Below are 10,253 nucleotides of genomic sequence, written 5' to 3'. Positions count from 1 at the left end.
ACAAGAATATTAAATAATCTTCGTATTGTGCGGTTTATTTTATCTATATGTGATAACGAATGTTTTATCTATCTTATTTAGAAACAATAACCATAGCTGGGCGTAATAAAACGACCATTTAAGGTATATCCTTTTTGCATAACATCAACCACATGATTAGATTCATGCTCAGGGCTATCAATTAAAGTCATCGCTTGGTGAACTTCGGGGTTAAATGCCACGTTTTTTTCTTCCACCACTTCGATACCAAATTTACGAACAGCATCTAAAAATGATTTCAACGTTAATTCTAACCCTTCAATCATAGGTTTTAATGATTCATTTTCATGATCAGCCGCTGATAAAGCACGCTCTAAATTATCGAGTACAGGCAATAACTCATTAGAAAACTTTTCAAGTGCAAATTTATGTGCTTTCTCAATATCTTGTTGAGTACGACGACGCACATTTTCAACTTCCGCTAAAGCACGAGCCATGGCTTCACGTTCTGTTTTTTGTGATTGCTCCAGTTGTTTTTCAAGAGAATCGATACGTGCTAATGCTTCCACTAACTCAGCTTGAGCATTAAAGTCCGCTTGTGCTTCTTCAGTCATTGTTGGCTCTTGAGACTCATCCATTACAGATCCCATTCCTTCTTTTTCTTTTGAGACTTGCTCTTCATGTACATTTTGTTCTTTACTACTCATGAACATCTCCGCGTAGTTTTGGTATTCATCTTCATATTTAGTTTATTATGGGGATCAATAAACGGGTTTCAAGGAATTGGCGCAAAACGAGGGTAAAAAAATGCCAGACAATACCGTAACGGAAGAAAAACGCTTTAAATGCATTGGCATTGTTGGTCATCCACGCCACCCTGAAGCAATTTCAACACATGAAATGCTTTATCATTGGCTATTGGCTCAAGGCTATGACGTTATTATTGATACACAAGTTGCTCAAGAGCTGAAGCTAGAAAATGCACAAACAGGTGATTTAACACAAGTTGGCAAAGTTGCCGATCTCGTTATTGTTGTTGGCGGTGATGGCAATATGCTTGGGGCTGCGCGTGTTTTGTCCCGCTATAATATTAAAGTGATTGGTGTCAACCGAGGTAATTTAGGCTTTCTGACTGACCTTGACCCTGATAATGCCTTACAGCAATTAACTAATGTGCTGGCTGGACACTATCGTGAAGAAAAACGGTTTTTACTTGAAGCCCGCGTCTATGCTGAAGGTCAAAGAAATCGCATTGGTACAGCCATCAATGAAGTCGTACTTCATCCTGGTAAAGTTGCTCATATGATCGAGTTTGAAGTTTACATTGATGATCGCTTTGCTTTCTCTCAACGTTCTGACGGCTTAATTATCGCAACACCAACGGGATCAACAGCCTATTCACTTTCTGCGGGTGGTCCTATTTTAACGCCAAATCTTGATGCTATTGCGCTTGTGCCTATGTTTCCACATACCTTATCAGCACGTCCTTTAGTTATCAGCAGTGATAGCCAAATTCGCTTAAAATTCTCACAAACGAATATCGATTATGAAGTCAGTTGCGATAGCCAATTAGTGTTACCCATTAAAGAAGGTGATGAAGTTATTATTAAAAGAAGTCGTCAAAAACTCAATTTAGTTCACCCGACTGATTACAATTATTTTAACACACTCAGCTCAAAGTTAGGTTGGTCGAAAAAAATGTTCTAATTTTTGTGCCTCACTACTTTACTGTATAAAAAACCAGTTTATACTGTATGTAATTACAGATATGTTTTTATACACAGGAGAGGCACTATGCTGACTCAATTAACCATTAGTCATTTTGCCATAGTCCGTGAACTTGAAATCGATTTTTCTGGTGGCATGACCACCATTACAGGCGAAACTGGCGCAGGTAAGTCTATTGCAATTGATGCACTGGGTTTATGCTTAGGTAACCGTGGTGATGCTAATATGGTGCGCCCAGGTGCGACTAGAGCCGATTTATGTGCACGATTCTCACTCTCTGATACGCCATCAGCACAACGTTGGCTCGAAGAACATCATCTTGATGATCATAACGAATGCCTATTAAGAAGAACTATTTCTGCTGATGGGCGTTCTCGTGGTTTTATCAACGGCACTTCTGTACCACTTTCACAATTAAGAGAGCTTGGTTCTTTACTTATTCAAATTCATGGCCAGCATGCTCACCAGCAACTTCTAGAGCCCCGCTATCAAAAACAATTGCTTGATATCTATGCGCATGAACCTACTTTATTAAAAAGCATGAAGTCGGCGTATCAAACATGGCATCAAAGTTGCCAAACTTTAGCCGCTTTTCAACAACTCTCTTTAGAACGAGAAGCTAGGCAGCAACTGGTTGATTACCACTTAAAAGAGCTCAATGAATTTCAACCAGTACAAGGCGAATACCCAGAATTAGATCAAGAATATAAACGTCTTTCTAACTGTGGGCAGTTTTTAACACTAAGTCAAAATAGTTTACAAATTTTAAGTGACAATGAAGAGCAAAATATTTTAAGTATGCTTAACGTAGCTAAACATGAAATTGCTGAACTGACCTCTATGGAAAGTCAATTCAATTCACTATTAGAGATGTTAGAAGAAGCAACTATTCAAATTAGTGAAGTGAGTGATGAACTTCGTCATTATAGCGATCGCTTAGAGATGGATCCTAATCGCTTATTTGAAGTAGAAAAGCGCATGTCTAAGTATATTAGTTTATCACGTAAACATCGCGTGGCACCGGAAGAACTCTATGATCTTCATCAGCAATTAATTGAAGAGAAGAATGCTCTGCTTCGTCAAAATGATGATTGTGACGCTTTAATCGAACAAGTCAAAGCTGACCATTTAATTGCGTTGGATGTCGCAAAACAACTGCATCAAGTTCGCCAACAATATGCAAATGAATTGAGTCAACTTATCACTAACAGTATGCATCAGTTATCCATGCCACATGGTTATTTTACTGTTGATATCTATTTTGATGACAGCTCACTGCAAATTGATGGTGCTACAAAAGTTGAATTTAATGTCACCACAAACCCAGGACAACCTCATCAAGCGCTTTCCAAGGTGGCTTCAGGCGGTGAATTATCACGCATTGCGCTCGCAATCCAAGTGATCACAGCAAAAAAAATGGATACACCCGCACTTATTTTTGATGAAGTCGATGTGGGTATCAGTGGTCCAACAGCGGCTATTGTGGGTAAATTGCTGCGCGAGTTAGGCGAGTCAACTCAAGTTATGTGTGTCACTCACTTACCTCAAGTTGCAGGTTGTGGTCATCAACACTATTTCGTTAATAAAGAGACAAATGGTGAAGAAACAGAAACAACCATGAAACTGTTATCGAAAAAAGAGCGCCTACAAGAGCTCGCTCGTTTATTAGCAGGTAGTGAAGTCACCAAAAATACCTTAGCAAATGCAAAAGATTTGTTGGCTGCATAACGATTAACAAACTTTTATTGATATTTAGGGTCATAGGCAGAGCGTGAAAGGTTTTCAATTGCTGCGTTGTCGATTATCATCGTCACTATGACCCTAAAAGGAATGTAATAACCATGCGTTTTAAACTGTTAAAAGTTACCGCCTTATCTTTAGTCGTAATGACTTCAGGTTGCTCTATGTTCGAGAGACTGGTTTATCACCCAGATATCAATCAGGGAAATTATTTAACACCAGCCGAAGTCGCAAAAGTTCAGCAAGGAATGACACAGCAGCAAGTTCAATTTGCCCTTGGTACGCCAATGCTTAAAGATCCTTTCGGAAGTCAGACTTGGTATTATGTTTTCCGTGAAGAGCCAGGCCATCAAAAAGTACGTCAAGAGACTCTTACGCTGACTTTTGATAGCAATGGCATACTGACTAAAATTGATAAGCAAGGCAATATGCCTAACCTCTCAGCACCTGAAACAAAATCGTAATACGATTACAGTGCTAAGAAAACTTAGTTTTGTATAAGATTGGCAAAAACGAATTGCACCCCATACGTTAAACTTGACGTTGGGGTGTGTTTTTATAAAGAGAAATTGCTTTATAGTCGTGTTGTCTTTTATTGTATCTGTCTGTAATCAAACGAACTATCAGTGCAGTCTATGATGCTTCCTTCTATGGGGCAGAAAGCATAATATTAATCTGCTTTTTGTCGTGCTTTCTCAGCACGTTTACGACGCATCTCTTTAGGATCCGCAATTAAAGGTCGATAAATTTCAACTCTATCACCGTCTCGCACATTATCGCTTAACTTTGCTGGTCGACTATAAATACCCACTTTATTCTTAGTCAAATCAATATCATTACAAATCGTTAAGATATTTGAAGCAATAATGGCTTGTTCAACAGTGTCCCCTAACGTTAGTTCAACAGGGATAAGGTACTGTTTATCAGGCAACGCATAGGTTACCTCTACCCATATTTTAGTCACGATAGATCTCTTTCGCTCTGAGAGTAAATGCCTGAACCATATTGTTCGTTAAATCCTTAAAAATACGGCCAAAAGCCAACTCAATTAATTTATTAGTGAATTCAAAGTCTAGCTGAAATTCTATCTTGCACGCATTATCATCAAGTGCGGTAAATACCCACCCCCCGGTTAACTTACGGAAAGGACCATCAACAAGACGCATATCAACACGTTCATTAGTCTTTAAAAAGTTATGGGTAGTAAATGTTTTACTAATTCCCGCTTTAGAGACATTTATTGATGCAATCATTTCTTCTGGAGTGCTTTTGATCAGTTTACTTCCAACGCATCCTGGTAGAAAATCAGGATAAGTAAGAACATCATTAACCAGTTTAAACATTTGCTCTGTGCTAAAAGGGACAAGAGCAGATCGACTAATCTGAGGCATAGTTATTCCTGTACGACAACACTGTGTGTGATCATATCATTGAACAGTGACTAATTAAAAATCTAATGGAATATAGCTTAAGTTTTATGCAATTGAAAAGAAAACAGTCGGTTAAATGATTTCTTTCTATTGCTCATACAGTATAATGTGGACATTATGACAAAGAAAAAATCACACAAACCTGGTTCTGCGACCATAGCGTTAAACAAACGTGCTCGCCATGAATATTTCATTGAAGATGAAATTGAAGCGGGCTTGGCGCTTCAAGGCTGGGAAGTTAAATCACTGCGTGCAGGAAAAGCCAACATCAGTGATAGCTACGTTGTCATGCGTGACGGTGAAGCTTATCTTTTTGGTGCAACCATTACTCCTTTAAATGTTGCATCAACTCATGTGGTTTGTGATCCGACACGTACCCGTAAACTATTATTAAAACAACGTGAACTTGATAACCTTTATGGTCAAATCAACCGTGATGGTTATACCGTTGTTGCGCTTTCCCTTTATTGGAAAAACGCTTGGTGCAAAATCAAAATTGGCGTTGCAAAGGGTAAGAAAGATCACGATAAACGTGAAACCATTAAAGATCGTGAGTGGAAATTAGACAAAGCACGTATTATGAAAAATGCTAACCGCTAAATTGCGTTAAGTACTAGCAATTACAAGTATTTTTCTGATATACTCGCTTTCAACAACTTGGGGCTGATTCTGGATTCGACGGGATTTGCGAAACCCAAGGTGCATGCCGAGGGGCGGTTGGCCTCGTAAAAAGCCGCAAAAAAATAGTCGCAAACGACGAAAACAAACTAGCACTAGCAGCTTAATAACCTGCTTAGAGCCCTCTCTCCCTAGCTTCCGCTCTTAAGACGGGGATCAAGAGAGGTCAAACCCAAAAGAGATCGCGTGGATGCCTAGCTTGGAGTTGAAGCGTTAAATCTAATCAAGCTAGCTTATTCATGGCGTGTCTGTCCGCAGTGGGTAAGTGAAATCAAAGACTAGACTAAGCATGTAGTGCCGCGGATGTAGAAATTTCGGACGCGGGTTCAACTCCCGCCAGCTCCACCAAATATAGTATCATTGATGTTCAAGTGATGATTAAAAAAGCCTTCAATATCATAGTTGAAGGCTTTTTTTATATGTATTAATGGTCAGTTATGCTCAGTGACAAGCAAAATTTTTAGTTATATCATTAGTTATATCCCTTATGTATAACTAAAAGGCGTATAACTACATGGCGCGTACAACAGTTCCACTCAGTGATACCAAGCTTAAATCAGCAAAACCCAAGGATAAAGATTATACGCTGCAAGATGGAAATGGCTTATATCTGCTAATAAAAACAACTGGCTCAAAAATATGGCGCTTTAACTACTACCGCCCTATAACCAAGAAACGAGCACTTATTAGCTTTGGTAGCTATCCTACAGTTAGCCTTCTAGATGCTCGGCTTAAACGTGAAAATGCACGAGAGCTTCTAGCTAAAAATATAGATCCACAAGAACACAAAAAAGCTGAAGAACAACGCCTATTCGAAGAAAAAAATAATACCTTTGAAAAAATAGCTCAGCAGTGGTTCGAAATCAAAAGTAAATCTAGCTTACAAGAATCAACCTTGAAAGACATTTGGCGTTCACTTGAGTTACATGTCATCCCTCATGTTGGTGATATAGCAATAACTGATTTAAAAGCTCGCCACTTTATTAGCGCATTAGAACCTTTAAAAGCACAAGGCAAACTAGAATCAGTTAAACGAGTAGCACAACGCATTAATGAAGTGATGTTTTATGCTGTGAATGTGGGCTATCTTGATGCTAATCCTGCTGCAAAAATTACCGCCGCTTTTGAAAATCCAGTTGTAAAAAACTTACCTGCATTAAAGCCTGATCAGCTTCCTGAATTGATGGCTGCAATCCAAGGTGTCAACATTGAGCGACAAACTTACTGTTTACTGCAATGGCAATTATTAACCATGACTCGCCCAGCTGAAGCAGCCGAAGCTGCATGGTGTGAGATCGATCTTGATAATAAGCTCTGGACTATCCCACCAACAAGAATGAAGATGAAAAGGGAACATATCATTCCTCTATCTCCTCAAGCGTTGGTAATATTAGAAACTATGAAACCTATAAGCGGTCATAGGGAACACATTTTTCCTAGTATGAAATCACCACACACTAAACCAATGAATAGCCAAACAGTTAATGCGGCTATCAAGCGTGTTGGCTTTGCAGGTCGCCTTGTAGCACATGGATTCCGTTCAATTGCATCAACAGCATTAAATGAGCATGGATTTCAACCTGATGTGATTGAAGCAGCTTTAGCCCATATCGATAGCAATGAGGTGCGACGCGCATATAACCGAGCTATTTATCTCGAACAAAGGCGTGAAATGATGGATTGGTGGGGAGAGTTTGTTAATAACGCGTTCAATAAGCATTAGTGGACAATTAAATTTAATTGTCTGTTTTGTGCCAACAGCGGTCGTTACTACTACTCGACCTAAAGTAAAGAAATTGTACTCATTAAATAGTGGTAATTGGGTCTGGTGCTCAGTCGAACTAATATCATGTTAGGTGAAAAAATGTAAGAAAAAATCGATTAACTCATGATCATATGTACTATGTGCCGTTTTTCGATTTAAGAGTCGCCATTTTCGATAGGATTTTCACTTCCCATAATCTTTTGATTTATCAAAAAAGAGACTTAGAGTGTGAAGCCATTACTTTGAGCAGCGAACCTCATTAACAACTCCATACGCACTTACAGAATATATTATGTTCACGCCATATAACCATGCCAAGTAAGATCTTGCACGTCAGGCATGATTATGATATTGGTTCATTACAAAAATGAAGCATCTTTAGATAAAGGATTAGTAAGTGGTTACATATAATTCAATGCGGTTAGCCCCCCCTAAATCATGGGACGAGTTTGAGGATATGTGCAAAAGTTCATTCCAACTGCGATGGTCCAATCCTAATCTGAACAGACATGGACGGCCAGGGCAGAAGCAGGATGGCGTTGATGTGTATGGTGATGATTCCTTTGGGCACTTCGTTGGAATCCAGTGTAAAAATACAGTATCAGGAATTAGCAAGGCGACAATTGATGATGAATTGCTTAAGGCTGAAGAATTCAACCCAAAAATCACAGCTCTTTACATCGCTACGACGGCAGCCAGGGATGTCAGCATTCAGAGTTATGTAAGAACACTCAACGCTAACAGGCAATTAAATGGCCTGTTTCCTGTCAATGTGGCTTTCTGGGACGATATTAGTTTTGATTTAACGAAAGACCCAGATGTACTCAGAATATACTACCCGCAAATGTTCGAACAACTCCAACCGACGAGGGAAGAACTTTTGCGCAAGAGAGATATCTCAAATTTGTCGACATTGTTGAATGTTATTGATTTTACTTCAACAATAGACCACTTGCGGGGTGACGCAAAATACATACATTCATTAATTATTGATGAATACAATAATATTCAGGACATTTTAAATTCAGCAGTTTTTCAACTGAGTGATACAAATTTAAAGGGCGTCATAAATGAGTTTACAACGGCTTGGGGTGATCTAATTTCCTTATTTGCAATAGCTCCATATGATTATTTAACATTGCAAAATACTTTTAGCTTTATAACCCCCGTGACTTTTGTCGAAATCAGAAGGAATATGATTTATACGAAAAAATCACGGATAGTATGAGCAATCTCGAAGTTAAAATTAGTAATTTTTGCGACTTTATAAATAATCACTACCATGAAATAAACTTAATCGAAACGAGTGCGAAAGCCAGGAATTATTATTAAACCTTTTTTCTTAAGGGTTGTACTCACAGCCCTTAATGCAGTCATACTGTCATATCTTCATATTTTGCAATCGGTACGCAACTGAGTACTTTTCTTGAAGTCCGCTCCTCGCTCAGAGCAGACTACTACCCAATTAAATTTGACGCAGATATGACCAATATCACTCAAATAGCCTAAAGCCAATGTAAAAGCCAATGTAATAAAGGCCTTCCAGAAATAACTAGAAGGCCTTTCATATGATATTTACTAGTTGAACAGTTAACCCACAACATCTACTTTCAAGCAATAGCGGCGACTTAATTTCACGCCATTAACCTTGCACTGGCGAGTGCTTTTGCCTTGGGCATCAGTAAGTAACTTTCCTTCTGAGACCAACTGGCGAATCACAGTTTTTTTTATTCCCAATAATATTATTATCAAAAAATGACGACTTTACTGCGGCATAATATTCTCCCTTGATTTTTAAAACAATAACATCTAAGTTATTTAGCTCGTCCTCATCTACTAGGCTCTTTTTCGGTTTACAGGGCTTTTTCAATGCATCTAATAGTTTTTGATTGAAAACCATCTTTTTAATTGGGTTTTGGTCAATAGCTTTCAGATAACAATCTGTGACACCATCAAAGACCTCCGTCTCAGTAAAAGGAAGAATCTTAGTTTTAATGCCTAAAATCCCACTTGCATATGCTAAAGCAAAACGAGTAGCTATACGTCTTTCTAGCCCATTATGACCTACTTTATTCTTTTTTAAGAATTCGGTGATATAATATTCAAGCCTATCAGTAATATACTCAGAAGATTTTTTTTCTCACTTTACTCAATATCTTAAGTATAAATCCATCTCCTGCTGTACCGTAATTGTCACTATAATCAACTTTTAAGCGCTCCACATATTCAGCAGATGACGACATACCTTTAGGCAATGAGCTAAAAATTCCCATGTCGTTATTACAGCTTACAGGAATATCAATGAATCGTGCTTTCTCGCCATTTTTACGCTTCATTTGTCCTTCACTAGCATGTTGACTTAAAGCATTTTCTCCATTACTTAATGCAACGAACTGCCAACTAGCTAAATGCTCTTGATATGTATTACTTCTTAATTTACCTAAGCCAGAACCAATCATATAAACAAATTTTTGCATCTTCTGCGCAGCAACTTGCTTATTTGCTTCTATTAAAACAAGTTCATCAGCCAAAAATAACCCATGATTCCGTGATTCTGCGTACTGCTCAAATGCAGCATCAGTAATATTCCAATCAAGAATGTATGGATTCCCCCAAAATACAGAAGCTGCTATATCTAGGGTTGTACTTTTACCTTTTGAACTATCTCCACAGAAATGAAATCCTCCAGACTCAATTTTTTGTAAAATAAATGCATATACCAGCAAGAGCTGAACATAAAGCAAGCATAATATAAGAGCTATATTTAGCAGATTCCGCAACCTTATCTTTCCATTCACCCAGTGTTCCTTTAGGCTGGAAGGAAATATCGAATGTTTTAGCATTCGGGTATGGAAATATTTTTAACTTACCATTTTCACCTAACACCTCTCCTGAGTTTTTGACATAATAAAGTTCATTTTTCAACAGTAACA

10 protein-coding genes, 1 other RNA gene and 1 pseudogene are annotated in these 10,253 nt (G+C 38.3%); 7 read left to right on the top strand and 5 right to left on the bottom strand.

Annotated elements, in window-relative coordinates:
* Nucleotides 1–73: 73 nt before the first annotated feature.
* Nucleotides 74–686 (bottom strand): annotated as a pseudogene (gene grpE / locus BHE89_RS01745) (nucleotide exchange factor GrpE).
* Nucleotides 687–786: 100 nt separating this feature from the next.
* Between grpE and nadK the strand changes: the two are divergent.
* The 3 genes from nadK to bamE all read left to right on the top strand — a co-directional run bounded on the left by nadK (nucleotide 787) and on the right by bamE (nucleotide 3,911).
* Entirely contained in the window at nucleotides 787–1,686 is a 900-nt protein-coding gene (gene nadK, locus BHE89_RS01740) for an NAD(+) kinase (protein WP_069367811.1), read from the top strand.
* A gap of 87 nt (nucleotides 1,687–1,773) precedes the next feature.
* Complete coding sequence (gene recN, locus BHE89_RS01735; RefSeq protein WP_069367810.1) at nucleotides 1,774–3,435, top strand: DNA repair protein RecN; 1,662 nt, start codon at nucleotides 1,774–1,776, stop codon at nucleotides 3,433–3,435.
* A gap of 113 nt (nucleotides 3,436–3,548) precedes the next feature.
* A complete protein-coding gene (gene bamE / locus BHE89_RS01730) occupies nucleotides 3,549–3,911 on the top strand; it encodes an outer membrane protein assembly factor BamE (RefSeq protein ID WP_069367809.1) in 363 nt (120 codons plus the stop codon).
* Between the two features lie 206 nt (nucleotides 3,912–4,117).
* On the opposite strand, the gene BHE89_RS01725 is transcribed toward bamE, so the two are convergent.
* Nucleotides 4,118–4,414 (bottom strand): RnfH family protein, encoded by a 297-nt coding sequence (locus BHE89_RS01725; RefSeq protein WP_369961909.1) that lies wholly within the window; start codon nucleotides 4,412–4,414, stop codon nucleotides 4,118–4,120.
* Nucleotides 4,404–4,838 carry an SRPBCC family protein gene (locus BHE89_RS01720; RefSeq protein WP_069367808.1) on the bottom strand — a complete coding sequence of 145 codons (435 nt, stop codon included), beginning with the start codon at nucleotides 4,836–4,838 and terminating at the stop codon, nucleotides 4,404–4,406. The genes BHE89_RS01725 and BHE89_RS01720 overlap by 11 nt, the downstream gene beginning before the upstream one ends.
* A gap of 156 nt (nucleotides 4,839–4,994) precedes the next feature.
* Between BHE89_RS01720 and smpB the strand changes: the two genes are divergently transcribed.
* From smpB to BHE89_RS01700, 4 genes are all read left to right on the top strand, one after another.
* Nucleotides 4,995–5,477 (top strand): SsrA-binding protein SmpB, encoded by a 483-nt coding sequence (gene smpB, locus BHE89_RS01715; protein ID WP_069367807.1) that lies wholly within the window; start codon nucleotides 4,995–4,997, stop codon nucleotides 5,475–5,477.
* Nucleotides 5,478–5,536: 59 nt separating this feature from the next.
* Nucleotides 5,537–5,903: a transfer-messenger RNA gene (gene ssrA, locus BHE89_RS01710) on the top strand.
* A 166-nt stretch (nucleotides 5,904–6,069) separates the two neighbouring features.
* Nucleotides 6,070–7,278, top strand: a complete 1,209-nt coding sequence (locus tag BHE89_RS01705; protein ID WP_069367806.1) for an integrase domain-containing protein — start codon at nucleotides 6,070–6,072, stop codon at nucleotides 7,276–7,278.
* Between the two features lie 439 nt (nucleotides 7,279–7,717).
* Nucleotides 7,718–8,548 (top strand): hypothetical protein, encoded by an 831-nt coding sequence (locus BHE89_RS01700; protein WP_286145820.1) that lies wholly within the window; start codon nucleotides 7,718–7,720, stop codon nucleotides 8,546–8,548.
* 895 nt (nucleotides 8,549–9,443) lie between these two features.
* On the opposite strand, the gene BHE89_RS01695 is transcribed toward BHE89_RS01700, so the two are convergent.
* Together BHE89_RS01695 and BHE89_RS26785 are read right to left on the bottom strand one after the other, a co-directional pair.
* The gene (locus BHE89_RS01695; RefSeq protein ID WP_171742426.1) at nucleotides 9,444–10,046 is read right to left on the bottom strand and encodes a DUF927 domain-containing protein; all 603 of its coding nucleotides are present in this window, start codon (nucleotides 10,044–10,046) and stop codon (nucleotides 9,444–9,446) included.
* A partial coding sequence (locus tag BHE89_RS26785) for a DUF927 domain-containing protein (RefSeq protein ID WP_128860275.1) occupies nucleotides 10,012–10,253 on the bottom strand: 242 nt, incomplete at its 5' end. The genes BHE89_RS01695 and BHE89_RS26785, both read right to left, overlap by 35 nt.

Source organism: Shigella sp. FC1967, assembly GCF_001743005.1.
In the GTDB taxonomy this organism is placed as follows: Bacteria; Pseudomonadota; Gammaproteobacteria; order Enterobacterales; family Enterobacteriaceae; genus Proteus.
Note: the sequence above shows the minus strand (reverse complement) of the source record. Positions and strands in the feature narration are given on the sequence as shown.